At 53.8% G+C, this 25,638-nt stretch carries 25 protein-coding genes; 8 read left to right on the forward strand and 17 right to left on the reverse strand.

What is annotated here, in order from left to right:
• The first annotated feature begins 218 nt into the window (after window positions 1-218).
• On the forward strand, window positions 219-2,072 hold the full coding sequence (locus tag TH19_RS19325) for a monovalent cation:proton antiporter-2 (CPA2) family protein (protein WP_114103991.1): 1,854 nt from the start codon (window positions 219-221) through the stop codon (window positions 2,070-2,072).
• Window positions 2,073-2,150: 78 nt separating this feature from the next.
• Here TH19_RS19325 and TH19_RS19330 read toward each other — a convergent pair whose 3' ends face one another.
• Window positions 2,151-2,939: an acid phosphatase gene (locus TH19_RS19330; protein WP_114103992.1), complete on the reverse strand. Its 789-nt coding sequence runs from the start codon at window positions 2,937-2,939 to the stop codon at window positions 2,151-2,153.
• Between the two features lie 282 nt (window positions 2,940-3,221).
• On the opposite strand from TH19_RS19330, the gene TH19_RS19335 reads away from it, so the two are divergent.
• On the forward strand, window positions 3,222-3,962 hold the full coding sequence (locus tag TH19_RS19335; RefSeq protein WP_114103993.1) for an SDR family oxidoreductase: 741 nt from the start codon (window positions 3,222-3,224) through the stop codon (window positions 3,960-3,962).
• 6 nt (window positions 3,963-3,968) lie between these two features.
• Here the strand turns inward: TH19_RS19335 and TH19_RS19340 are convergent, their stop codons facing one another.
• From TH19_RS19340 to TH19_RS19350, 4 genes are all read right to left on the reverse strand, one after another.
• Window positions 3,969-4,589: an NUDIX domain-containing protein gene (locus TH19_RS19340; RefSeq protein ID WP_114103994.1), complete on the reverse strand. Its 621-nt coding sequence runs from the start codon at window positions 4,587-4,589 to the stop codon at window positions 3,969-3,971.
• Between the two features lie 22 nt (window positions 4,590-4,611).
• A complete protein-coding gene (locus tag TH19_RS19345) occupies window positions 4,612-5,400 on the reverse strand; it encodes an alpha/beta fold hydrolase (RefSeq protein WP_114103995.1) in 789 nt (262 codons plus the stop codon).
• A 163-nt stretch (window positions 5,401-5,563) separates the two neighbouring features.
• On the reverse strand, window positions 5,564-5,725 hold the full coding sequence (locus tag TH19_RS22820) for an RSP_7527 family protein (protein WP_181846487.1): 162 nt from the start codon (window positions 5,723-5,725) through the stop codon (window positions 5,564-5,566).
• Between the two features lie 522 nt (window positions 5,726-6,247).
• Window positions 6,248-7,765, reverse strand: a complete 1,518-nt coding sequence (locus TH19_RS19350) for an NAD-dependent succinate-semialdehyde dehydrogenase (protein WP_114103996.1) — start codon at window positions 7,763-7,765, stop codon at window positions 6,248-6,250.
• Between the two features lie 194 nt (window positions 7,766-7,959).
• Between TH19_RS19350 and TH19_RS19355 the strand changes: the two genes are divergently transcribed.
• The gene (locus TH19_RS19355; RefSeq protein WP_114103997.1) at window positions 7,960-8,424 is read left to right on the forward strand and encodes a c-type cytochrome; all 465 of its coding nucleotides are present in this window, start codon (window positions 7,960-7,962) and stop codon (window positions 8,422-8,424) included.
• Window positions 8,425-8,590: 166 nt separating this feature from the next.
• Here the strand turns inward: TH19_RS19355 and TH19_RS19360 are convergent, their stop codons facing one another.
• The 5 genes from TH19_RS19360 to TH19_RS19380 all read right to left on the reverse strand — a co-directional run bounded on the left by TH19_RS19360 (window position 8,591) and on the right by TH19_RS19380 (window position 13,508).
• Window positions 8,591-10,105, reverse strand: coding sequence for a tripartite tricarboxylate transporter permease (locus tag TH19_RS19360; RefSeq protein WP_114103998.1), 1,515 nt, complete (start codon window positions 10,103-10,105; stop codon window positions 8,591-8,593).
• A gap of 1 nt (window position 10,106) precedes the next feature.
• Window positions 10,107-10,556 (reverse strand): tripartite tricarboxylate transporter TctB family protein, encoded by a 450-nt coding sequence (locus TH19_RS19365; protein WP_147250797.1) that lies wholly within the window; start codon window positions 10,554-10,556, stop codon window positions 10,107-10,109.
• A gap of 24 nt (window positions 10,557-10,580) precedes the next feature.
• Window positions 10,581-11,528 carry a tripartite tricarboxylate transporter substrate binding protein gene (locus tag TH19_RS19370; protein WP_181846488.1) on the reverse strand — a complete coding sequence of 316 codons (948 nt, stop codon included), beginning with the start codon at window positions 11,526-11,528 and terminating at the stop codon, window positions 10,581-10,583.
• A gap of 62 nt (window positions 11,529-11,590) precedes the next feature.
• On the reverse strand, window positions 11,591-12,259 hold the full coding sequence (locus TH19_RS19375) for an RraA family protein (protein ID WP_114104001.1): 669 nt from the start codon (window positions 12,257-12,259) through the stop codon (window positions 11,591-11,593).
• Window position 12,260: 1 nt separating this feature from the next.
• Window positions 12,261-13,508: a pyridoxal phosphate-dependent aminotransferase gene (locus TH19_RS19380; RefSeq protein WP_114104002.1), complete on the reverse strand. Its 1,248-nt coding sequence runs from the start codon at window positions 13,506-13,508 to the stop codon at window positions 12,261-12,263.
• 279 nt (window positions 13,509-13,787) lie between these two features.
• Between TH19_RS19380 and TH19_RS19385 the strand changes: the two genes are divergently transcribed.
• Complete coding sequence (locus tag TH19_RS19385) at window positions 13,788-14,732, forward strand: LysR family transcriptional regulator (protein ID WP_114104003.1); 945 nt, start codon at window positions 13,788-13,790, stop codon at window positions 14,730-14,732.
• 33 nt (window positions 14,733-14,765) lie between these two features.
• Here TH19_RS19385 and TH19_RS19390 read toward each other — a convergent pair whose 3' ends face one another.
• Window positions 14,766-15,467, reverse strand: coding sequence for a cytochrome b/b6 domain-containing protein (locus TH19_RS19390; protein ID WP_114104004.1), 702 nt, complete (start codon window positions 15,465-15,467; stop codon window positions 14,766-14,768).
• Window positions 15,468-15,771: 304 nt separating this feature from the next.
• Here TH19_RS19390 and TH19_RS19395 point away from each other — a divergent pair, with 304 nt between their 5' ends.
• From TH19_RS19395 to TH19_RS19410, 4 genes are all read left to right on the forward strand, one after another.
• Window positions 15,772-17,040, forward strand: a complete 1,269-nt coding sequence (locus tag TH19_RS19395) for an imelysin family protein (RefSeq protein ID WP_114104005.1) — start codon at window positions 15,772-15,774, stop codon at window positions 17,038-17,040.
• Window positions 17,041-17,138: 98 nt separating this feature from the next.
• Window positions 17,139-18,611 carry a di-heme oxidoreductase family protein gene (locus TH19_RS19400; RefSeq protein WP_114104006.1) on the forward strand — a complete coding sequence of 491 codons (1,473 nt, stop codon included), beginning with the start codon at window positions 17,139-17,141 and terminating at the stop codon, window positions 18,609-18,611.
• A gap of 45 nt (window positions 18,612-18,656) precedes the next feature.
• Window positions 18,657-19,784: an imelysin family protein gene (locus tag TH19_RS19405; RefSeq protein WP_114104007.1), complete on the forward strand. Its 1,128-nt coding sequence runs from the start codon at window positions 18,657-18,659 to the stop codon at window positions 19,782-19,784.
• Window positions 19,785-19,820: 36 nt separating this feature from the next.
• On the forward strand, window positions 19,821-20,960 hold the full coding sequence (locus tag TH19_RS19410) for a DUF1513 domain-containing protein (protein WP_114104008.1): 1,140 nt from the start codon (window positions 19,821-19,823) through the stop codon (window positions 20,958-20,960).
• A gap of 440 nt (window positions 20,961-21,400) precedes the next feature.
• Here TH19_RS19410 and TH19_RS19415 read toward each other — a convergent pair whose 3' ends face one another.
• Genes TH19_RS19415 through TH19_RS19440 form a run of 6 tightly spaced genes read right to left on the reverse strand, consistent with a single transcriptional unit; the run spans window position 21,401 to window position 25,582 of the window.
• Complete coding sequence (locus TH19_RS19415) at window positions 21,401-22,159, reverse strand: IclR family transcriptional regulator (protein ID WP_114104009.1); 759 nt, start codon at window positions 22,157-22,159, stop codon at window positions 21,401-21,403.
• Window positions 22,160-22,204: 45 nt separating this feature from the next.
• On the reverse strand, window positions 22,205-22,591 hold the full coding sequence (locus tag TH19_RS19420) for a RidA family protein (RefSeq protein WP_114104010.1): 387 nt from the start codon (window positions 22,589-22,591) through the stop codon (window positions 22,205-22,207).
• Between the two features lie 15 nt (window positions 22,592-22,606).
• Window positions 22,607-23,374, reverse strand: coding sequence for an amino acid ABC transporter ATP-binding protein (locus TH19_RS19425; protein ID WP_114104011.1), 768 nt, complete (start codon window positions 23,372-23,374; stop codon window positions 22,607-22,609).
• A 10-nt stretch (window positions 23,375-23,384) separates the two neighbouring features.
• Complete coding sequence (locus TH19_RS19430) at window positions 23,385-24,002, reverse strand: amino acid ABC transporter permease (protein ID WP_258548049.1); 618 nt, start codon at window positions 24,000-24,002, stop codon at window positions 23,385-23,387.
• Window positions 24,003-24,055: 53 nt separating this feature from the next.
• Window positions 24,056-24,718, reverse strand: a complete 663-nt coding sequence (locus TH19_RS19435; RefSeq protein ID WP_114104013.1) for an amino acid ABC transporter permease — start codon at window positions 24,716-24,718, stop codon at window positions 24,056-24,058.
• 27 nt (window positions 24,719-24,745) lie between these two features.
• Window positions 24,746-25,582 carry a transporter substrate-binding domain-containing protein gene (locus TH19_RS19440; protein WP_114104014.1) on the reverse strand — a complete coding sequence of 279 codons (837 nt, stop codon included), beginning with the start codon at window positions 25,580-25,582 and terminating at the stop codon, window positions 24,746-24,748.
• Window positions 25,583-25,638: the final 56 nt, after the last annotated feature.

Raw genomic sequence — 25,638 nt, forward strand, 5'->3', positions numbered from 1 at the left:
ACGCATTCAGAACGATCAAAAGCCGCCCGCATCAAACGGGCGGCTTTTTTCATGCAAAATTGGCAGACGGCATATCCCGACCGAAAATCAGATGGATGGATATCCGCAGTGAAGCCCTCAACGCGATAAAACCATTCTAAAAAAGCAGCAAAAACAGTTAGCATATAACGACTTGATCAATCCGATCTGCCTTACCTGACCATGCCGGAGCCCGCCTTATGGAAATCCTTTCCTCTGCCTTCATTTATCTTGTTGCTGCGGTGATCACGGTTCCCGTGGCACAACGTCTGGGCCTTGGTTCGGTACTTGGATATCTGATTGCAGGGGTCATGATCGGGCCGGTGCTTGGCATTGTCGGGGCCGAGGCCGCTGACCTTCAACATTTCGCCGAATTCGGTGTTGTCATGATGTTGTTTCTGGTCGGTCTGGAACTGCGCCCGGCCATGCTTTGGTCGATGCGCGGACAATTGATCGGCCTTGGCGGGCTTCAGGTTCTGGCCACCACTGCGCTGATCGCCGCTGCCTGCATGGCGTTTGGTCTGGTCTGGCAACAGGCGATTGCCATCGGCATGATCCTGGCCCTGTCATCCACAGCCATCGTCTTGCAAACACTGGGCGAAAAGGGATGGCTTGGCACCGTTGGCGGCAAAAGCGCCTTTGCCGTATTGCTGACCCAGGACGTCGCCGTAATCCCGATGTTGGCGATCATGCCGCTTTTGGCAGTTTCATCGCTTGGCTCGGGCGTTGATCACGATCCGGAACATACCGGCATGTTGCTTGATATGGTGCCGGACTGGGCGCAGCCCGTCGTGATCATTGCCGCCATTGCATCGATCATTTTTGGCGGGCGTTACCTGATCCAGCCGATGTTCCGCTTTATTGCCAAGGCGCATTTGCGCGAAATCTTTACCGCCGCGGCCCTGTTACTTGTTGTTGGCACGGCATTGCTGATGAATGCAATTGGCCTCAGCCCGGCCCTTGGTACATTTCTGGCCGGTGTTGTCCTGTCCGATAGCGAATATCGCCACGAACTTGAAAGCGATATCGAACCGTTCAAGGGATTGTTGCTTGGCCTGTTTTTCCTGACAGTCGGGGCCGGTATTGATTTCAATCTGCTGTTTGATCAACCCGGCATCCTCATCGCCATTGCCGTTGGTATCATGGCGGCGAAATCAATTGTCCTGTTTGCGATTGCCACCATCGTTCGGATGTGTGGTGCGGATCGAATGCTGTTTTCCCTTGGGCTTGCACAGGCTGGTGAATTCGCCTTTGTACTTTTTGGCATGGCCTATGGGGTTGGGGTTTTGCCCACCGAACTTGCCCAGAAAATGACGCTTGCGGTTGCGCTGACCATGTTCCTGACGCCGGTTGCCTTTATCGTATATGAACGTCTTCTGGCCCCGCGGCTTGTAAAAACCCATAGCCGCGAAGCTGACGAAATCGAAAAGCCCGGCGATATCATTGTTGCGGGCATCGGGCGGTTTGGGCAGATCATCACCCGTCTTTTGGGGACCAATGGCTATAACGTCGTGGTTCTTGACCACGATCCGGAACTGATTGAACGGCTTGGGCGCGTCGGCTTTCGAGCCTATTTCGGGGATGCAACACGCCCCGATATCCTGCATTCAACCGGGATCGAAAATGCCAAGCTGTTTGTGGCAGCCATTGACGGCCGCGACAAACTGACCGAACTGGTGACACATGTCGCCAAACATTATCCAAATGTTCGCATTCTTGCCCGTGCACTTGATCGCCATCACGTCTATGAGCTTGAAAATGCCGGCGCCCATTGCGTCGAACGCGAGACGTTTGAAAGTGCGCTTAATCTCGGACGGGACGCGCTTGTTGAACTGGGTCTGTCGACGGCGCGTGCGGATCGCAAGAAATCAGCCTTCCGCAAGCATGACTTTGAAACGCTTGAAAAATTGCGTACCCGCTGGAACGAAAACGGCGTTGATAAAAGCTATATCGACACTTTGCGCGCCCAGAATGAAACCCTGTTTGAAATCATGCGCGATGAACGCGGTGAACCCGAAGAGACAGAGAACACTCTCCCCGCCGAGAAAACCTGATACCGCAAAGACAAACAGGAACCGCACACTGCCATGCGGTTCCTGCCTTCTGATCAGGCACTAAATGCCCGCATGTCTTTACATGCCAAGACCAAGGCCCTTGCGGACTTCGGCTTTGGCTTCGTTGAAATCGGCGATGAAAGCCGGATTATCGCGCACCATGACGGCGCAGATCGCGCCCAGCAAACGTCCGGCTTCAATGTCACTGGGGAAGTGAACCCCGCCAATCACCCGGTTATAGGCAAGGTCCCAACCGCGCTGCATGATTTCATCGCGCCGTTCTGGGATCATGTCGGCTAAAACAATGGCGGTGAAATGCGAGAATGCCGAATGACCGCTTGGATATGATCCATAGTTTTTAAATTCGGAAACTGCCGACACCTTCTCGCTGACCGTGCCCGGACGCGCACGATCCCATTTCTCCTTGCCCTGCTTGTTCAGGTTGCTTTCGGTCTTATAGACCTGGTGAAAGAACTGCTTAGCAATCGGGAAGTTCTCGGCCTTCCAATCCGCACCAAGCACATCGTCCCAGTTAAAGACGCTTTGTTCGGAATCACGGATTGCCTGCTGTTCGAGTTCCGGTGTTCGGCGTTCCTGCCATTTCAGGACGATATCAAGATCGTCCTCGGCAAATGTGCCTTTGGGTGGCGGTGCCAGATACAGGGTCGAGTCAAACTTCGCCGGATCAATATAGACTTTGACGTCTTTGACGATCACAGCCCCATCCATCACATCAGATGCATGCGATGACAATGGCGCACTGAATACCAGTGCGGCAACAACGACCCCGAGCATTTTGGCCTTCGCGAAATGATTGCGCGATGCGTAGCCCAGATGATGCAGATTTTGTTGTTTTGTTTCTTGCATTGTTCCCTCCTTGAACGTTTGCCGAATTGCTCGGCGTCAAGGGAATAGCAATCACAATGCCAAGGCGGATTTTATCAGGAAAACAAGTTAATCGATTGATTTAAATATCCTTTTTCTATCCACCACCTCCCATTATCCGACAATCATATGGGACAAATTCAACCCAAAAGAACAACTGCATGCGTCAAATATGACTCATATTACAGACGCTTTGGCGTCCCCTATCTGAACCGGACATCAAATCTTTGCGTAAGGGAAAAGAGAACCATCACAAGGTCTGTCATGTCCGATACATCCCCAGTTTCTCTGCAAAGCTTTGCCCGAAATGATATTGCCATTGCGATTGGCGCGACCGGGGGCATTGGCCGCGCCTTTGTGGAGCTGCTTCATGCAAGCAGCCACTTTGCCAAGGTTCTGGAATATGCCCGCGCCACGGACCCGTGCCTTGATCTTACACATCCGCACAGCATCGCAGCCTGTGCCGAAGACGCCAAAAGTCACGCGCGCGATCTGGGCTGCAACATTTCCCTGATCATTGATGCTACCGGCTATCTGCATGACGAGCAGTTCCAACCCGAAAAATCATTGCGTCAGATTGATGCCGATTACATGGCCAAGCAGTTTCAGATCAACGCGATTGGCCCGGCATTGCTGATGAAGCATTTTTGCCCGCTTTTACCACGGCAAGGCAAATCGGTGTTTGCCACCTTGTCGGCCAAAGTTGGCAGTATTGGCGATAATCGCATGGGCGGCTGGTATGGGTATCGCGCCGCCAAGGCCGCCTTGAATCAACTGGTCAAATGCACGGCAATTGAACTGGCGCGCAGCAAACGGGAAGCCCTTTGCATCGCCCTGCATCCGGGCACCGTTGATACCGAACTTTCGGGACCATTTGCGAAATCGGGATTGAATGTGCAACGCCCGGCGCAAGCCACAGCCAATATGCTTGCAGTGATTGACGGACTAACCGCCGAAAATTCCGGCGGCTTCTTTGCCTATAACGGACAGGAACTGCCTTGGTAATCCTGCCTAGTCAAAAAGACCGGTCAAAAGGCCGTGCTGAAGCAGGATGACCGTTTTGGCATCGCGGATACGTCCGTCGGCAATCATCGGCAGGATTTCGTCAAATGCGATTTCCAGAACGTGGATATCCTCGCCTTCTTCGTGCAGACCGCCACCATCGCCTTCACGGTGATCATTGGTGACCTCGGCAACGAACAGATGCAAACGTTCGGTTACTGAACCCGGGCTCATAAACAGGTCAAAGACCTTTTGCGGCTTGCCAATCAGATAGCCGGTTTCTTCTTCGACTTCGGCCACCACCGCAGCAACCGGATCACGATCATCCAGCAACCCGGCGGGCACTTCGATCAACATGCCGTCCTCATTGCCATTCACAAAGCTTGGCAAACGGAACTGCCGGGTCAGGATCACGGTCCGGTTGGCGCGGTTATACAGCAATATTCCCGCACCATTGCCACGTTCATAGGCTTCGCGTGTCTGATGCTGCCATGTTCCGTCGGATCGTTTCAGATCAAACCCGACCCGATAAAGGTGATACCAGTTATCCGACAGACAAGTGATTTCATCGACCTTTACATGTTCCTGATCGGGGATGGACCAGCCTTTGGGAAGATCGCGGTCAGACATGGGTGGCTCCGGGAAAGGTGATTTATCGTTTCAGGAAGGCCGAAAGGGTCAGCAAAACCGCATCGGGTTTTTCGGCATGGACCCAATGCCCTGCCCCCTTGATGCTGGTAAAGGCCGCCTTGGGAAACAGTGATTTGATATGGGGGCGGTCTTTGGGGTCGACATAATGCGAATTCGCCCCGGCAATGAACAGAACATCACCGTCATACTGCCCGGAAACATCATCTTGCGGCCAGCCGGTAATATCGTCCAAATGTTCTGCCATCGCATCGATATTGACCTGCCAGAACATTTTGCCCGTGTCCTTGTCGGTCGCGACGTTCTGGGCCAGAAACTGGCGAATGCCTTTTTCAGAAACGCCCGAAGACATGGCATCTTCGACTTCGGCGCGGCGTGTCACGACGTCGAAATCAACGCTGCGCATCGCGGTGATGTAACCGGTATAGTCGTGTTCATAGCTAACGGGCGCGATATCAACGATCACCAGATCGGCAATCAGCCCCGCATCCTTGGAAAGCGACAACACCATGGATGCCTTGCCGCCCATCGAATGCCCGACAAGATGGACCGGTTTGTCGGAAACATCACGGATCAGCTCGGCCAGATCGGATGCCATCGCCTGATACGTCATTTCCATATCCCAGCCTGATCGCCCGTGGTTGCGCAAATCGGCGGTGACGACATGGTATTTTTCGGCCAAACGCCGTGCAATCGCGGTCCAGTTCCGGGCCTGACCAAACAGACCATGAACGATCACAACCGTCCCATTGTCTTTATTTTCTTCACCAAAGGCATAATGGGCGAGTTTCATGGGAACCAACTTCTCCGGAATTCTGGTGGGGTGTTCCCTATGTAATAACCGGGTGTTGCGCCAAGGTGAAGCACACATACAAAAACACCTCCGCCAGGGAGGATTGCGGAGGTGCTTTTAAGATACCAGACGAACTGGCACCGGAATTTTTGTGGTGGCGAAATTATGCGCCAGCCGGTACGCCGCCCTGGGGCTTGCGGTTTGCGCCGAACAGAGCGCCAACTTTGCGTACGATCGCCATAAACATGTTGCGCATTGCTGCGGCACGGAGATGTTCTGCTTCGCGCTGCAGGGCAACCAGGTCATAATCACGATACATTTTCATGTCCGTTTCCTTTCAAAAGCATCCCGCGCCAATCGCGCTTGGGTTTTGCGTTGTATTCTCTGAAAACGGGTTTACGCCTGTTTGTGCATTCCCACGAGCAGAGATTCCTCACTCCACCCATGCACTTTGCGCATATCATGAAACATTCCTGCCACAATTTTCTCATGCATGACGCGCATGATTGTCCCATGACAATTAACAGCCTTGATTTGCTTGATATTTTGCAGCGCCGCCCCCGAAATCGGCACTTCAGATTATTGTAAATTACCGATTTCTGCCGTTCGCAGCCTGCCCCAAGCCGGGATAGCGCAGAAGAAACACCCGCTAAAAAGGCTTTGTCCGAGGTGTTTTTTCACCAAATGCGTCAAAATCCGGTGATTTCTTTGCCGGAGTCCGACCAAACAATTTTGCATGGCTCCAACAAAAACAGAAAACGGCAATAACCCGATGGGAAATTGCCGTTTTACGATCTTTGATTTTGGACGGTTTTTGCAGGGAAGATTTTCCTCCCGGGCCGCGGTGCTAGCCAATCGCGTAATTGAGGTATTTGGGCTCCAGATATTCCTCAAATCCCCAATGACCGCCTTCCCGACCCTGCCCGCTTTCCTTCACACCGCCAAATGGTGCGCCTTCGTGGCTGGTGGTCCCGTCATTAATGCCAACAACACCGGTTTCCAGACGATCTGCGATCCGCTGAATACGTCCGATATCGCGACTATATAAATAGGACGACAGGCCGGTACGCACCCGGTTGGCAAGTTCGATCACCTCGGCCTCGGTCGAGAACCGATAAATCGGGGCCACCGGGGCAAACAATTCCTCGTCAAAGCAATCGGCATCATGTGGCACATCGGTCATTACCAACGGGCGGACAAAATGGCCTTCGCCCGGAAGTTCGGCGCCATAAACAAGTGTCGCACCTGCCTTGCGGGCATTTTCAACAAGACGTTCGACCTTTGCCACCGCCTGACGATTGATCAATGGTCCTATTTCAGTGCCCGGCACAAAGCCGTTGCCGATGGTCTGGGCCTTGCTGGCGGCGATGAACTTTGAAACGAAGGCATCGTAAACACCATCCTGCACAAAGATGCGGTTGGCACATACACAGGTCTGACCGCTGTTGCGGAATTTTGAAATCATCGCCCCGGCAACGGCGGCATCAATATCGGCATCATCCATGACAATGAAAGGTGCATTGCCGCCAAGTTCCAGCGACAGTTTTTTCATGGTCGGGGCACATTGCGCCATAAGCCGTTTGCCAACCTCGGTCGAGCCGGTAAAGGACAACATCCGAACCCGTTCATCCCCTGTCAGGGCCTCGGCAATCGGTTGCGGCAATCCGGTAACGACGTTAAAGACGCCCGCCGGGAAACCCGCCTGTTCGGCAAGCTTGGCCGCGGCAAGGGCTGAAAGCGGCGTATCCTCGGCCGGTTTGACAATCACGGTGCACCCCGCGGCAAGGGCTGGTGCGCATTTGCGCACCACCATGGTCAACGGAAAGTTCCAGGGCGTAATTGCCGCAACAACACCCACCGGGTGCTTTTGCACAACAACACGACGGTCGCGCTGGGTTGCCGGCATGGTTTGGCCATAGGCGCGCTTGGCTTCTTCGCCATACCATTCGGCATAGGCAATTGCGCCGATCACCTCGCGCAAGGCCTGATCATAGGGTTTACCCTGTTCAAGGGTAATCAGTGCGGCAAGGTCTTCCTGATGGGCCTCAAGCAGATCACGCCAGCGGCGCAAGATTACCGCCCGTTCCTTGGCCAGTTTGCGCGACCATCCGGCAAAGGCATCATGGGCCGCATCAATCGCCCGTCTTGCTTCGGACGTGCGCATAAACGGCACTGCCCCGATCACATCACCACGTGCCGGGTCGATTACATCCAAGGTTTCCCGGCTGTCGGCATCCTGCCAGGCACCATTGATATAGGCGTGTTTAAGGTCCCATTCGCGGATCAGCGCGCGCGCACGTGCGCGGCCTTCGCGGATCGCGGTTTCATTGGCGGTCGAAGCATCATGCGGGGCGGCGAACGACATAGCTTGGTGGTTCCTTTGGCGCATAAGACGAAAAAATCTTTCTACTCACGCGCTTGTGATTCCGGTTTTTGGGGCGCAACTGGGACACTAAGCCCTGCGAAGGGTGTGAAGCAACAAGATGCTTCTTATAAAGGTAAGAAACAAACGCCATTTCGCGACCAGAGAGAGCCAGCAAACGATAACAGAGAGAAGCCATGAAGCACCTTGTTACTGCCGGACTGTTCAGTGCGATGATCGCAGCAAGTACCGTTATGCCGATCAACGCCAATGCTGACGAGATGATGGATAATAGTGCCGTACAAAACCGCCAGATGTTGATGGACGGGATCGGTGGCGCAATGGGAACGCTTGGTTGCTACCTTAAGGGGCAATGTGATCTTCCTGATCCGGTTTTGCGCAACCTTGCCAACGGCATTGCCTTTGCGGCGGCAAGTGGGCCGGCAGCGTTCGAACCCAAAACCATGGGCGCAACGGTGAAAACCACCGCAACCGAGAAAGTCTGGTCGGACTGGGATGATTTTTCGGGACGCTTCCCGGAACTCAAAGAAGCGGCCCTGGCAATGGCGGCCGCAGCCGGTGACAAATCGGCAATGGGTGCTGCAATGGGCAATCTTGGCAAAACCTGCAAAGGCTGCCACGACACCTATCGGTCCAAATAACAAGATCTGCCGCGCCCTTACCCCGGGGCGCGTCCCCCGGTCGGGTTTTCTTCCCCCCGGCTGCACGAACAGCAACCTGAAATACCGACCGGGGGTATATCCATTCAAAGAAAAAGCTGCGACAGAGTTTCTGCCGCAGCTTTTTTTATTCGGGTCTCATACCGGATCAGGCAGCATCCTGTGCCTTTTTCCGCCGCGCTGAAAAACGTTTCCACAATGGCGGGAAGACGGTTGTCAGCACCAGCAAGGCAATCAGAACCATGCAGATCGGACGTGTGAACAGAATATGTTCATTACGCACATCCAGCAGCAGCGACAGACGCAAGTTGCTTTCGATCAGCGGTCCAAGAATGACACCAAGTGCAACCGGTGCCAGCGGCAGGCCGGTTTTGCTCATGACGTATCCAAGCAACCCGAAACCGAACATCAGCCAGACATCAAAGATCGAGTTCTGAACGCAATAGGCCCCGACAATACTCAGACACAGGATCAACCCGATCAGAAGCGGACGCGGAATGCGCAGTACCTGCGCAAACAGGTTGGTCGCAAACGATCCACCCAGCGGGATCAGGATCAGCGATGTCAGGAACATCTGGATCATGAAGCCATAGATGATATCGGCACTGTTGCGGAACAGATCCGGGCCCGGCTGCAAGCCATGCACCAAAAGCCCGCCCATGATCACTGCCGCAACCGAACTGCCGGGAATACCCAACGTCACAGTCGGGATCAAAGCCGCGGCATTATCGGCATTATTGCCAAATTCGGATGCGGCCACACCTTCGGGATTGCCTTTGCCAAACGATTGCGGGTCCTTGGACATTTTCTTGGCGCGTTCATAGGCAAGGAACGAGACAAAACTGCCACTGGCACCGGGCAGAAGTCCGACAAAGATGCCGTAAATATAGGCCCAGCTCCAAACCTTGAAGAAACGCGGAATTTCGCGCACGGTTTGCATGAAGGGCGCAAATTCAAGCTTCTGACCCGTCTTTGCCTTGCGGAAGGTTTCCTCGGCCATATCGATGCAAGGCGGAATGGCATAAAGACCAACCATCAGAACAACGATATCGATACCCGATTCAAGTTCAAGCGCGCCAAAGGTAAAGCGATCGGTTGACATGACCGGGTCAAGGCCGATCATCCCGACAAACAGGCCAAGCAAAGCTGCCAGCAATCCCTTGGGTAAATCATCACCCAGAAAGACTGACACAGCCGCCATGCCAAAGATACCAACCCAGAATACTTCGGGTGGACCAAAGGCAAGTGTCACAAGTGACAAGGGCGGTGCCAAAATCATCATTGCCACGGCACTCATCATCCCGCCAAAGGCCGATGACAGAAGTGCAATCTGTAACGCGTAACCGGCCTTGCCCTGTTGGGCCAGCGGATAGCCGTCAAAGGTGGTCACAATTGCCGCGGGTGTTCCGGGAATGCGCAACAGAATGGCCGGGATCGCCCCGCCATACATCGCACCATTGTAAATACCGGCCATCATGCCAAGCGCGACAAGCGGGTCCATGGCAAAGGTCAGCGGCAACAGAACCGCGATGCTCATCGTCGCTGTCAGGCCCGGCAAAGAGCCGACAATAATACCGGCCAAAACCCCGCCAACCATCGCCAGAAGGTTGGGAAAGGTCATGACTGCCGGGATGGCATTCAATAAAGGAGTGAAAAGGTCCATATCAATTTCCGAGCCACGTCCAGATTTCAGCCGGCAACGGACGCGACAGGATCTGGATAAAGACGATATAGACAATCACAAGAAACAGGCCTGTCGTCACAAAGACGGGCAGCGGTTTGCGGAAACCCAGCAGGAAACTGATGACGGGGATTGTTATCGCCGATGTTGTCAGGAAGCCAAGATACTGCAATCCGAACAGCGCCAGCCCCATGATGAAGACGATCTGAAAGAAACGGATCGGATTCACAAAGAAGCGCGGATTATCGCGTTCACGCCAAAGGCGCATTTGCCCGCGGACAGCAATCAGCACACCGATAACAGTGGCCGGCATCAAAACAAGGAGTGGAAACACGCGGGCATCGGCACCAAAGTCCATTGCCCTCCAGCAACCGAGCGCGGCGAGAACCGCCACGCTCGTGCCGAGAACGACATCATTGTGTATCGTTTTCAAGATGTCCTTCCTTTCAAATCAGAATCACTTAAGCCAGGGGGTCTTATCCCAGATGGCACGCATGTTTTTATCAAATGCAGCCAGGCCCTCGGTGAACGCTTTCTGATCTGCGAAGTCAAGGACAACACCCTGATCCTTGGCGTCCTGCTGGAATTCCGGATCAGCCAGCGCCTGCTTCAGCGCATCGGAAAGTGCCTTAACAGCTTCTTCCGGCATGCCTTTCGGACCGGCAAAACCACGCTGTGACGATGCAATGATATCAAAGCCCTGTTCTTTCAGGGTCGGGATGTTCGGATCAATGTCCGAACGCTTGTCAGCCATGATACCAAGAATATCGACGGATTCCTGATAGTTTACCGCTTCGCCAAGGTTGAAGCTGCCAACAGCAACATGACCACCCATGGTCGCGTTACGTGCGGCGGCACCCGGGAACGGAACAAAGGTAAACTCGGCACCGGTCAGCGCTTCAAGCTGCAAACCTGCAAGATGGTCATCACCGCCAAAGTTACCGGTCGCCATGGTGACAACGCGCGGATTGGCTTTTGCGTATTCGACCAGGTCCGTAACGTTTTTGAAGTCACTGCCTTTTTTAACGTTCAGGGCGGCCGGATCGGTCACCATGTTGGCAATCAGGGTAAAGTCCTGCCAGGTGAATTTGGCTTTGCCTTCGATCGGCTTGGTCACGATGGACGGCGTGGTGATGATACCGATGGTGTATCCGTCCGGCTTGGCATCATGAAGAGCCTGCCAACCGACGATGCCCGATGCACCGGTACGGTTTTCGACAACGACGCTGACATCGCCATCAAGATATTTCTCGATATACGGTGCAACGGTACGAACCATGATATCGCTACCTCCGCCTGCGCCATAAGGCACGATGACGGTAATGTCCTTTTCAGGATATTGTGCAAACGCAGCCGTGCTGAACATCATACCAGCGGCCACGATTGGCAACATATAGCGTTTCATTCTTATCTCTCCTTTATGAAGCCTAGTATTTATGTAGGAAAAGTTTGGAAAGACAGGCCGAATTATCGGCTCTGCCATCCTTCCAGTGCAGGCATCAGCCACGATGGTTTGGCAGAACCTGAATTGATGCTTTCGATGCGACCGGCTTCTTTGGTCAACTTGTCGAGACACAGCGGCAGAAGTGCTTCGGCATCCTGATGGGGAATGACCATCACGCCGTCATCGTCACCAATGATGATGTCACCGTGATTGACGACCACATTGCCGCAAGCAACAGGGATGTTGACGTGCCCCGGACCTTCCTTGCGCGAACCACGCGCACAGGTGCCGCATGAAAATACCGGGAAGCCGCTTTGCGCGATCCAGTCGCTGTCGCGGCACATGCCGTCCAGAACCAGTCCGCCAAGATTGCGCGACATTGCCGCACGGGTCATCAACTCGCCCCAAACGCCCGAGAACCGGTCATTTGATGTGTTGGCAACGATGATATCGCCCGGCTCGGCCGAATGCAGGGCCGCATGCATCATCAGGTTGTCATCTGGCGGCATCGAAACCGTGACGGCACGACCACAGATACGCATTCCTTTGCGCACCGGCTTGATCGCTGCGTTCATGATGTTGCGACGGCCATAACAATCATTGGCCACCGGTGATGAGACATCCCGGAACTTTGCAACGAACTCCGCAGAAAGCGGGTGATTTACGGGATTGATCGAGAAGTCAAAGCTCATTTCAAGCTTCCTTTGTCTTCAATTCAAGCTTGCCGATTGCCGCACGAATTTGAAGAAGCGCTTCTTCAAGCACCTCTGATTTGCAGGCAAACGAAATACGGAAGAATGGCGACATGCCAAAAGCAGCGCCGGGGACACAGACGACTTCGGCTTCTTCAACGAAGTAACGCGTCAGGTCTGCGTCGGTTGAAATGACGTTTCCGGCCGGTGTCGTTGCACCGATCAGATCCGCGCATTTTACAAACAGGTAAAACGCCCCATCAGGAACATGACATTCCAGACCGTCAGTCTCGTTGATCAGTTTGACCCCGAGATCGCGGCGTTTCTGGAACTCGGCAAGATTGCTGTCCATGAAATCACGCGGCCCGTTCAGGGCTGCAACCGCGCCATACTGTCCGGGATGCATAACGCCACCGGTGGTCTGCCCCTGATAGACGCGCATGGCTTCGATCAAAGCAGCCGGACCGGCCGCAAAACCGATACGCCATCCGGTCATGCACCAGGATTTGGACACACCGTTTGCCGTCAGGGTCCGTTCCTTCATCGCGTCGGAAACCTGGGCGATGGTGAAATACGGTACATCGCCATAACGGATATGTTCGTAGATATCATCGCTCAGCACCATCACATGCGGATGGCGTTCAAGAACCTCAGCCAATGCACGGATGTCCTGTTCGGACATGATGGTGCCGGTCGGATTGGACGGATTGTTCAACAGCAACCAACGGGTCTTGTCCGTAATGGCGGCTTCAAGGTCTTCGGGACGCAGACGGAAATTGTCTTCATAGCGGGTCGGCAATTCGACCGGAACACCGCCATTAAGACGCACCATCTCGCTATAGCTGACCCAGCCCGGCACAGGAATCAGGACTTCCTGTGCCGGCTCCAGACTTGCAGCCAGGGCATTGAAGATGATCTGTTTGACGCCGTTGGCGACAATCACTTCATTTGGCGCATAGTTCAGATTGTTGTCGTTACGGAATTTTTCGCAAATTGCTTCGCGAAGGGCCGGAATGCCCGGAACCGGGGGATAGCCGGTGTGATTTGCAGCAAGCGCATCGATGCAAGCCTGCTTGATATGATCGGGCGTCGGGAAATCGGGTTCACCGGTCGCCAGCGAAATCACCCGCCGTCCCTGGGCGCGCAGATCGCGCGCCAACTGGGCTGCTTCGAGCGAGGCCGAAGGCTTGGTTTCGCGCAGCTTGCTATTGCGGGGATCGAAAGAAGAAGGGGACTGAATTTTGCTCATTATCTTGTCCCGGCACATGGTGGCTACCCAAAAGGCAGCATCAGCTCCATGTGGACCAGACTACCATTCACTTTGCAGATACATTCTGTGTCAGCACCGCGCTGACATCGTGAAGGGACGTTATTCAGTCAAAGATACTTTACGCAATCGAGTAATATTTACCGTTGTGTCAATTTTATTTTACGATAAGATTTTTCGATACCTGCATCGATGCGCCGTTCAATCAGCCTGATCACTCTAAGCGCTTGAAAAAATCCAATCTTTATCCGGAGAAATTCTGTGTCGATCCGTCGCCTGAAAACCCTGATTGCGATCTCCAAACATGGAAGTTTATCCGCGGCAGCCGCCAACGAACATCTGACCCGATCTGCCGTTTCCTTGCAGATGAAGCAGTTCGAAGACGAGTTGGGAGTCGAGATTTTCGATCGGAGAAAACGTATCCCGGAATTGAATGCGCGGGGCCGTTTGATCGTTCCCAAAGCCATTGAAGTGCTGAATGCCTATGAAGAATTACGGCGTCTGGCACGCGGTGAGGAACGCGTGACAGGTGAACTGAATATCGGGGCGATGTTCACCGCCATGACCGGTGTTGTTCCCCATGCCATCAAGCAGATGCGATCCATCTATCCGCACCTGCATATTCAGGCTGCACCGGGGCATTCGGCCAATCTGGTAGCCCCGGTTGATCGCGGCGTAATTGACGCTGCCTTTATCGGCCGTCCGCCGGTTTTGGGGTCGCAGCTGGTCTTTCACAAGATTGCCGAGGAACCCTATCAATTGCTGGTGCCGATTGATCTGGATATGGATGATCCACGCGAAATTCTTGAAACATTCCCGTTCATCCGCATCAGCCGGTCCTTGTGGTCCGGTCAATTGATCGATAACTGGCTGGTTCGTGAAAAAATCACGGTGAACGAGGCCATGGAACTTGACGGGATTCAGATGATTTCAACCATGGTTTATCACGGCCTTGGCGTCGCCGTTGTTCCGCGCCGCTGTGTGCAGGCCCCCAACCCGGTGACGGTAAAAGAAATCCCCATCAAAAGCCTGGAAAGCCGCCCGGTTGGTATTCTGGTTCGTCATGACAGCCCGAAAACCAACCTGATCGAAGCCCTTTGCACCCAGATGCTTCATGTGGTCAAACATCTGGGAAGCCCTGCCCTTTTGGAAGAAGGAGCACAGCTTAGACAACCGGCCTCCGACCGTACAAAAACGCTGTCGTAAACTCGAAAAGCTCGCACCCTTAGAATTGCCGGATCAACCGCGCGCAGCCGTCACCATCGCCCAAACCGCAAGGCCACAGATCACCAGAATGGCAACGCCGACAATCGGCGATGCAAAGCGGATTTTGGCGAATTTGTCTGCGATTTCTGCTGGCACCATGCGCGCCCCGGTAACCATTGCCCCGATCAGGTTTTCACGTTTGACGACCAGATAAAACAGGGCAGCAAAGACATGCAGGCCAACCATTGCATAAATCAGATTGATATTGGTGTGATGGATCCAGTTCATTGTGCTGGCCAGATCAGAACTGACATGGGCAACAAGCGGTCCATCAAAGAACAGGAATGTGTCTTCGCTTGCAAACAGGCCACTGACGGCCTGAATCCCGACCAGAACAATCAGAACCACAACCATCCAACCACCAGCCGGATTGTGCCCGGCATAGGTCAGATCGGATATTGATCCGTTTGGAACCTTGATCGCATATCCGATCACCTTGTCCGGTCCCTTGATAAAGGACGCAAAGCGCGCGTTCGAACTGCCAACAAAGCCCCAGATAATCCGGAACAGCACCAGCGCCAGAACACTATATCCGGCAATCGCATGGATATCGATCATCAACTGTTGATTGGTCCACCATGCAGTCACGATGGCCACAACCAGCGCCCAGTGGAACAGGCGTACCGGAAAATCCCAAAGTTTGACTTTCTTTTCATCCGACATCTGATTGTTCATCTTGCTCTCTCTTGGGGTGGCTATGGTCTGATGCATGTATTGACCGACATTACTCCGATAATGAACAACCATTTGTTTAAGAACTGATCAATTTGCAGTTACCACATTCAGAAAACGTGAAAATTTGGCCTGAGCGCCATTCTCCAATTGAAAATCATTATCACAAGCAGTATCACTTAACCCGAAGCATATGGATCAGGGCGAAGTGCGGGGAGCAGATTTCTTCGTTTGCATAGATGCATTTGCCTTCTGATCCGCAGGGCTTGTGCCCTTGGCTCACTTTCAGGGATAGATGGGAACTCCTATGAAAATCGCAAAAATTCTCGGGACGGCCGCCTTGGCGTCGACCCTTGGCGTGCAGGCTTATGCCGCACCGGGTGCCAAAGACGTTCTGACGACTTATGCCGATATTGCACATGCCGGTTACGAAGATTCATTGATCACTGCAAAGAAATTGCAGTCGGCAATTGACGCACTGGTCGCACAGCCGTCGGCTGAGACCTTTGGCGCAGCAAAATCCGCATGGCTGGCCGCACGCGCGCCGTATCAGCAGACCGAAGTTTACCGCTTTGGCAATGCCATCGTTGATGACTGGGAAGGCAAGGTAAACGCCTGGCCGCTTGACGAAGGTCTGATCGACTATGTCGAAACCGATCTTTATGGCGAAGAAAGCGAAGAAAACCCGGCCTATACCGCCAATGTCGTCGCCAATCCGACCCTTGTGATTTCCGGCACGACCATTGATGCATCAACCATCAATGCCACCCTGCTTGAAGACTTGCACGAAATCGACGATGTCGAATCAAACGTTGCCACGGGTTATCACGCCATTGAATTCCTGCTTTGGGGCCAGGACCTGAACGGGACCGAAGCCGGCGCTGGCGCACGTGCATGGACTGACTATGCCGCAGGTGATGCTTGCACCAATGGCAATTGTGATCGTCGCGGTGCTTACCTGAAAGCTGCTGGTGATCTTCTGGTATCTGATCTGGAATGGATCACCGTACAGTGGGCCGAAGGTGGCGAAGCACGTGAAACCGTCCTTGAAGGTGACGGCGTTCCGGGCCTGACCGCGATTGTGACCGGCATGGGTTCACTGTCTTATGGTGAACTGGGTGGCGAGCGTACCAAACTTGGCCTGCTGCTTCATGACCCGGAAGAAGAGCATGACTGCTTCTCTGACAACACCCATAACAGCCACTTCTATGACGCCCTGGGCATCCAGAACGTTTACCTTGGCCGTTACACCCGTGTTGACGGTTCGGTTGTTGAAGGTCCGTCGCTTTCCGATCTGGTTGCAGACAAGGATGCAGCCCTTGATACCGAACTGCGCGGCAAGCTTGCAGCATCGGTTCTGGCTGGCAAAGCCATGGTTACCCGCGCAGAAGGCGGCGAAGCCTTTGATCAGCTGATCGCAATGGGCAATGACGATGGCAATGCCGTTGTTCAGGCCTTTGTTGACGCGCTGGTCGACCAGACCAAATCAATCGAACAGATCATTGCCACTGTTGGCATTGACGGCATCGAGTTCGAAGGCTCTGACAGCCTCGACAATCCGTCTGCTGTCAACTAAGCCTGAAGACAGGAAACCTGCCTTGATGGCAACGAACGGCGGGGGATTTCATCTCCCGCCGTTTTGCTTTTGGAATAATGAAAAGAATAATCACGCCAATGAAACGTCCCGCATCAATCCTTTGCCAAACAGCAACCATCGGCCTTGTCCTTGGCACTTTGGGTACAACAACTGCCATTCCGACATCCGCCTTTGCACAGGATTTGGCATCCTCGGCCCTGCCCGGCGGCGACACCACTTGGCCCGACCCCGTTGGGCGAAATGTTTTCACCCATTATTCGGCCAATATGACCTTTGAAAAGCGGCTTGATTTCAAGCTTGGCGAGGCCCTTTTTCAAAGATTGTGGGTAACCGCCCCGACACGTACAAAAACCGCCGATGGCCTTGGCCCGCTGTTTAATTCGCGTGCCTGTAACGGCTGTCATATCCGCAATGGTCGCGGTCACCCGATTGATGAAAATGCCCCCGATGAAGGTGCGACATCGATGTTGTTGCGCCTGTCGATCCCGCCCCAAACAGTTGACCAATTGCGCGATCATCTTGATGGCAAGATCGCAACCATCCCCGACCCGGTTTATGGCGGCCAGTTTCAGGATTTCTCGATCCCGGGCATCCACGCCGAAGGACGGGTAAAGGTTACCTATCAGAACATTGATATCGACCTTGCAGGTGGTGAAACTATTACCCTGCAACAGCCCGATTATCAGATGACCGACATTGCCTATGGGCCGCTTCATCCCGATGTGATGGTATCGCCGCGCATTGCCCCGCCGATGATCGGCCTTGGTCTGCTTGAAGCCATCCCCGACGATGTCCTTCTTGCCAAGGCTGACCCGCAAGATACCGATGGCGATGGCATTTCCGGCCGGGTCAATCATGTCTGGGACATTGCCAAGGGGCAACTTGCCATTGGTCGTTTTGGCTGGAAGGCTGGAATGCCAAGCCTTGATCAACAAAACCAGAATGCGTTTCAGTTTGATATCGGCCTATCAACCCCGCTTTATCCGAACGGTTCGGGTGATTGCACTGATGCCCAGACCGCGTGCCTTGCGGCCCCAAATGGCAATGACCCGGAATTTGAAAACCTGGAAGCCCATTCGCAAATCACCGATCTGGTTTTGTATTACACGCGCAACCTTGCCCCCCCGGCCCGTCCGGACGCCAACGCGCCCGATGTTATTGCCGGTCAGAAGATATTCAACGGCATTGGCTGCGCATCCTGTCACACGCCAAGCTATCAGTTGCCCGAACGCCTGGACATGATCGAACAATCCGGGCAGGTTATCTGGCCCTATAGCGACTTGTTGCTTCATGACATGGGCGAAGGCCTTGCCGATCATAGACCCGAGGCACAGGCATCCGGGCGCGAATGGCGCACACCGCCGCTTTGGGGGATTGGCCGGGCCAAACAGGTTGATCACCGCGCGCAGTTCTTGCATGACGGGCGCGCACGCACCATTCTGGAAGCAATCCTGTGGCATGGCGGCGAGGCAGAAACATCACGTAACGCTGTCACAATGCTGCCACCATCTGAGCGCAGGGAACTGCTTGCATTTCTCAAGTCGCTTTGAATCTGTATAAGTGCCTCAGATCCAGTGAATATTCGGAAAAGACATATGCCCCTTTCATCCAGCTGGCGTATCACGCTTCTTTCAACCGCGGCCGCCCTTGCCGTCAGTTTCACAAGCCAGAACGCACAGGCTGATATCCCCGACGAGAATTATCGACCTGCGCTCGATCATTTGCTGACCAAGGTGATGCCGCCCAAGCTGGATGATTTTCATGATGCGACCGGCGATCTGACCAAATCGATCACGGATTTCTGCGCATCGCCGGATGCAGATGATCTGAAAGATGTGCAGGAAGATTTCCATAATGCGATGGATATCTGGCAGGAAATACAGCCATGGCGCATGGGGCCGCTGGTTGCCAAGGGCCGTGATCAGCATATCGAATATTGGCCGGACAAACATGGTACCGCCGCCCGACAGTTTCGCAAATTGCTGTTCAGCAAACCGGCAAGCTATACCGACCCGGTGCAACTGGCCGAAGCCAGTGCCGCCCTTCAGGGGTTCCCGGCACTCGAAGAAGTCCTGTTTGATGATAGCAATATCGATCATCTGACCAAGGGCGATGAAGACGGTGTGTTCCTGTGCCAATATGGCACGGCCATTGCCACCAATCTTCAAACCATCACCGGCGAGTTGCGCGATGAATGGCCGGAATTTGCCGAGGCCATGGCAACAGCCGGTCCTGACAGCATGGATTACCCCACCGCCAAGTTTGCGGCGACCGACCTTTACCGCGCCCTTCACGAAGGTCTTTTGATCATCTCCACCCAGAAGCTTGGCCGTCCGTTGGGTGAAAATGAAAAAGACGCCAAGGCCAGCCGTGCTGAAAGCGAAGTTTCAAAACGGTCGCTTCGTAACGTTGCCCATAACCTGACCGGGCTGCTTGCGATCTATGATGGCAAATGGGGTGACGTCGGAACCGAGGGTGCCGGACTGGCATCCCTGATTGATAGCAGCCTTCTGGACCGATCCTTCCGCCTGAACTGGCAAACGGTTACGGATGCCGTTCTGGAACGTCCGGAATCCATCGATACGCTGCTGGCACAATCCGATGGTTATCAAAGCCTGGTCGATCTCAAATCCCAAATCGATTTCCTGATTACCCTTGTTGAAAACGACATTGGCGGCACCACACAGCTGGGTGGCGGTTTCAATGCGCTGGATGGCGATTAATCCAATCTTGCAGGGCTCTCTTACCGGAGAAATAAAATGAGACATCAACGTCGCGAGTTTTTGAAACTCATGGGTGTTGGCGGGGCATTTACCCTGTTGCCACTAAATATTGCGCGGGCAGCAAGCACACCGGCCATCGAAGACCGTGCGGTCTATATTTCCGCCAGTGCCGGGGATGCCGATGATTTCTATGTCAGCGCCTTTAACGCATCGGGCAAAATCCTGTTTGAACAGGCATTGCCGGGCCGTGGTCATGATATCGGCCTGCGTCCCAACCATGTTGATGTGGCGGCTGTTGAACGCCGCCCGGGCCTTTATGGCCTGATCCTTGATCGGCATACCGGCGACGTCCGCGCCAAGCTGCATTGCCCCGAAGATCGCCGTTTCTATGGTCATGCCATTTATTCCAATGATGGCCGGTTTCTCTATATCACCGAGAATGATTTTGATCATGCAAGGGGTGTGGTTTCGGTTTGGGATGCCGAGGATGGCTATCGCCGGGTGGCGGAATTTGACAGTTTTGGCACCGGCCCGCATGAACTGCATCTGATGCCCGGCGGTGAACAGCTTGTCATTGCCAACGGCGGGCTTCATACCCACCCGGATTTCGACGGGCGCACCGCGTTAAACATCGATTCCATGGAACCCAACCTGTCGATCATTGACCGCCATACCGGCAAACTGATCCATCAGGCATCGCTTAAACATGACTGGCATCAACTTTCCATCCGCCACCTTGACGTTGCGGCCAATGGAACGATTGCCGCGGGCTTCCAGTATCAGGGCGAGATCAATGATCAGGTCCCGCTGGTTGGTGTTTGGCAACCGGGCAAGGAAATCCGCCCGATCGAGGCACCGGATAATGTTCAGTACCGGATGCGCCAATATTGCGGGTCTGTACGCTTTGATGCATCGGGTCAGGTATTTGGCATTTCCTGCCCGCGCGGAGGGCTTGTGACATTCTGGGATGCCAAGACCAATGATTTCCTGACCCATATCGCCGCCCCGGATGGATGCGGCCTTGCCGCAACGGATCGTCCGGGTGAATTTGTCGGCACCAGCGGCCTTGGCAATGGCTGGCGCATGGATGCGATTCGCCGCAAACGTGTTGAACTTCCCGACGATTCTCATAAATCGCTGCATTGGGACAATCATTTGCGGCGTATTACCGCCTGATTTCACAATCACCAGCACACTTCAGAACCCGCACAAACGTTGCGGGTTTTGTTGTTTTAGCGACCCCGAAACCGCAGAAAACCGGCATATTAACCAAGCATTTTTGTCGGGATAATTAGATGCGCGACTTCTCAACTAAAAATTTTACGCAAATGAGAACGATTTTCACTTGCGTCCTGTTTTTTCCTCACCTATAACAGGTCTCGACACAGCCCGCGAATGCAACCCATTCGCATTTGTCCCCAAATATGGCTTGTCTCTCAACCTACGGGTCCTCTCTCCCCGTAGGCCTCTCAAGGTGGTAAAGCGGTGGTTATCGATGCGGGAAACGATAACCGCCGCTTTCTCCTTTTCGGGACAATTTCCTTAAATCACACGCACGCGCAAAACCGCTCTGATCATCGCACGATGTTCAGTAGCATGCCTTCATATCGAATGGATCAGTTGCCTTGCGACAGCTTGGCCCCAGCCGTTTTCAGCGCATTCATATAAAGCTGATAATTCTCGCGGGCATCTTCCTTGGGCGCGACGATACAAACTGTCGCGGCACAGATGCCCTTGCGGTCATAGACCGGTGCGGCAAAGCAATGGGTAAAGGTATCAACGATACTGTCGAACGAGAAAAACTGTTCGTGGTGTGCCTTCCGGATTTCCGCGATATAGGCATCAATGTCCATTCGCGTGCCATCGGGCAGAATGAAATCTTCCTCGGGGATCAGATCGCGAATTTCATCATCGCTGAGATGCCCCAGCAACAAGCGCCCCGATGCGGTCCAGGGGATGGATGTGCGTTGTCCGACATCGGCCTTGATGCGAAACGGACGGCTGCCTTCACGTTGCAGGGCAACGGTGTATTTGCCACCATCCAGCATACAGAACTGCGATGTTTCCTTGGTGCTGGCGGTAATTTCATCAAGCACGGTTGCCGCCTGACGGGTCAGGTCGAAATAGTCGCTGTAAGCCAGTCCAAGGAAATAGACACGACGACCGAGGAAAACCGATCCGTTTGCATCGGTGACCTCAAGCATACCGTGATCAAGCAAGGTGCCGATCAGGTCATAAATCGTCGATGTGGGCGCACCAAGTGCCTGGGCAATTTCAGCGGGGCGCTGGGACGTTCTGACATCACGCAGATGATCAAGAATATCAAACGCACGATCAATGCCGCGCGCACGTGTCCGTGTTTGACCTTCTTTCATATCCCCTGTCGCCCCGCTTAATTCATGTCTTTTTATGCAACTAGCTTATGCCTTACGAAAGGCAATGCAGTCGACCTCAACTTTGCAATCAACCACCATCGAGGATTGAACACATGCACGCGCCGGGGGATTTTCGCCGAAATATTCTTCGAAAACGCCGTTGAAGCTCCAGAAATCGCGGGCATCGTCAAGCCAGACGCCAATGCGCATGATATCGGCCCGGTCGTAACCCGCATCCTCAACGATTTTCAGCATGTTTTCAATCGCGATGCGCGATTGCTGGACAATGCCGGTGCCAACGACTTCGCCGTCACGCATCGGTGTCTGTCCTGAGACATAAAGCCAGCCGTCAGCTTCGGTGGCCTTGGCAAATGGCAATGTTTTCTGCCCGCTGCCTTTGCCTTCGCCAACGCCATGTCTTTTAATGCTCATAAATGATCTCCTGATTCAAATTTCGGAATTTGCAAGGAAGCCCTGCAAACGTTCGGTTTTTGGCGCACCAAAAATCTCTTCGGGGGTGCCTTCTTCATGAATGCGCCCCTGATGCATGAAAACGACCTTGGTCGAAACGTCGCGCGCAAAGCGCATTTCATGGGTCACCAGCAACATGGTCATGCCGTCAACCGCCAGATCGCGCACCACGGCAAGAACCTCTGCCACCAGTTCGGGATCAAGGGCCGATGTGACTTCGTCAAACAGCATGATTTGCGGGTTCATCGCGATGGCACGGGCAATCGCCACGCGCTGTTGCTGACCACCGGAAAGCTGCCCGGGATAATGATCGCTGCGTGCCGCCATGCCCACACGTTCAAGCCACTTCTCGGCCACCGCACGTGCTTCGTCCTTTGGCATTTTCTTGGTCTTGATCAGACCCAGCATCACGTTGCGGATTGCGGTCATATGCGGGAACAGATTGAACTGCTGAAACGCCATACCGGTCATCGCGCGCTGGCGGGCAACTTCGCGTTCGGATAAACGGCGGCGCTGCCCGGCACCGTCTTCACGATACCCGATCTTCTCGCCAGCCAGCTCGATTGAACCCTGTTCGAAATCTTCCAGCAGGTTCACACAACGCAACAACGTGGTCTTACCCGAACCCGACGACCCGATCAGCGATACAACATCACCGCGCTGCATCGTCAGATCAATACCTTTGAGAACTTCGAGTTCACCAAAACTCTTGTGAAGACCGGAAATAGTCAGAATTGGGGACATGATAGCCTCATTAAGGGATCGAAATGCGACGCTCGACGGCACGGCCGGCTTGCTCGATCACGAAGTTCAAAAGGAAATAGACAAAGCCTGCGAACAGATAGAATTCGAGACTGAGATAGGTGCGCGAAATCACCTGTTGGGTCGCCAGCAACAGTTCGACCACGCCAATGATCGACAACAGGGTCGATGCCTTGACGATCTCGGTCGCGGTATTCACCCAGGTTGGCAAAATCTGGCGCAGCGCCTGGGGCAGCAGGACATAGATAAATGTCTGCACAAAGGTCAGGCCGATTGATTTGGCCGCCTCGGTCTGCCCGACCGCAATCGCGGACAATGCACCGCGAACAATCTCGCCGACATGGGACGAACAAAACAGGGTCAGTGCCAGGACCCCGGCCTGAAACGCTGTCAGATCAACACCGACCACGGACAGGATGTAGAAACATGCAAGGATCAGAACAAAGACCGGCGTTCCGCGCAAAAAGTCGATATAGAGGCGCACGATAAAGCGCAGCCACTTCTGTCCGTATGTCATGGCCAGTCCGACAAACACACCAAGAATGGTGCCAAGGACAACCGACGAAACAGAAATCAGAATGGTATCGCCCAACCCGTCAAGCAGGCTCATCCGGGCATTCCACAACTCTGTAAAGAAAAGAGAGAAGTTCACCTGAGACCCTTTCAACGAGGAACAGCAAGGCGCTGTTCAAGGCGACGCAACAGCCACGCAATCAAATAGCAGGCCACGACATAAATCATCGATGCCACCATCCAGGTTTCAATCACCCGGAAACTTTCGACATTGATCTTGCGCGCATAAAAGGTCAGATCCGGCACCGCAATCGCCGCTGCCAGCGAGGTATCCTTGAACAGCGAAATGAAGTTGTTTGACAGCGATGGCAGAACATTTCGGAACATCACCGGAATGATGATGTTGGTCTTGATCTTGAATTCGGTCAGACCAATCGCAAGCCCGGCTTCGCGCAATCCTTTTGGCAGGGCCATAAGCCCGGATCGGAACACCTCGGCCAGATAGGCACCGGCATAGATCGACAGCGTAAAGATAAAGGACGAGATTTTATCAAGCGCGATGCCCAGTTGCGGCAAGGCAAAATAGCAAAACAGGATCAGGACAAGGATCGGAGTATTGCGGATTGCGGAGACATACCCCCCCGCAATCCAGCGCAAAATCTTGTGGCGGGACAGCATCCCGAAAGCAGCAAGAAGACCAATCCCGCAGCCGATCGCAATCGACACAATGGCAAGAAACAGGCCAAGACCAAGTCCCTCGGCGAGAAGTTCCCAATTGCGCCAGATGACGTCAAAATTGAAATCGTAATTCAAAGCGATTCTTCCAGGATGCTGCGTGCGTTACTTGTATTCGACCGGGAAGCCGATTTTCGGCACGGCCAGTTCTTCGCCGAACCAGGTCTTGAAGCTTTCGGCATAGAACGGGAATTCAACGCCGGTCATGCCTTCATGCAGAACGGTGTTCACAAAGTTCAGCCAACGCTGGTCACCCGGTTTGACACCACAGGAATAGCTCTGCGGGTTCCAGGCATAACCGGCATCAAGATAACGGTCCGGGTTCTGAACCATGAACCAGCGCAAAGCGGACTGGTCGGTCGCTGCGGCTTCTGCACGGCCGGAATTCAGGGCCTGATACATCAGATCGACGCTGTCATACTGGTCAACTTCGGCGTCCGGCAGGGCTGCGTGAACCATTTCTTCGGCATAGACGTTCTGAAGAACAGCCACGGTCACATCGTCACCCGCTGCTTTAAGCGCGTCATAATCGGCATAATCGCCATTTGCCATCAAAAGCAGGCCAACACCTTCGCGGTAGTAAGGAATGGTGAATTCGATCTGCTGGGCACGTTCGGCGGTCACGGTCATGAACTGGCATGACAGATCAACCTTGTCGGTTACCAGGTTCGGGATACGCGCATCGCCGGACTGCTGAACATACTGGATTTTATCCGGGTCGCCGAAAAGCGCCTTGGCAACAAGGCGGCCCATATCGACGTCAAACCCCTTGAGCTTGTTGTCGCTGTCCATGAAGTGCCAAGGCGGGTTGGTCGAACCCGTACCCAGAACAAGATAACCGCGATCAAGCACTTCCTGAAGCTTGCTTGCTTCCTGTGCCATCGCAGAACCGGCAGCAGCCGTCATTACAGTCGCGACTGCGAGCGTTTTAAGAAAAGTCATCTTTTGTCTCCGCTTTTTAATGAGCCACACATGTTGGATAGTTTCTTATAATTCCG

This window comes from Thalassospira profundimaris (assembly GCF_003326675.1).
Lineage (GTDB): Bacteria > Pseudomonadota > Alphaproteobacteria > Rhodospirillales > Thalassospiraceae > Thalassospira > Thalassospira aquimaris.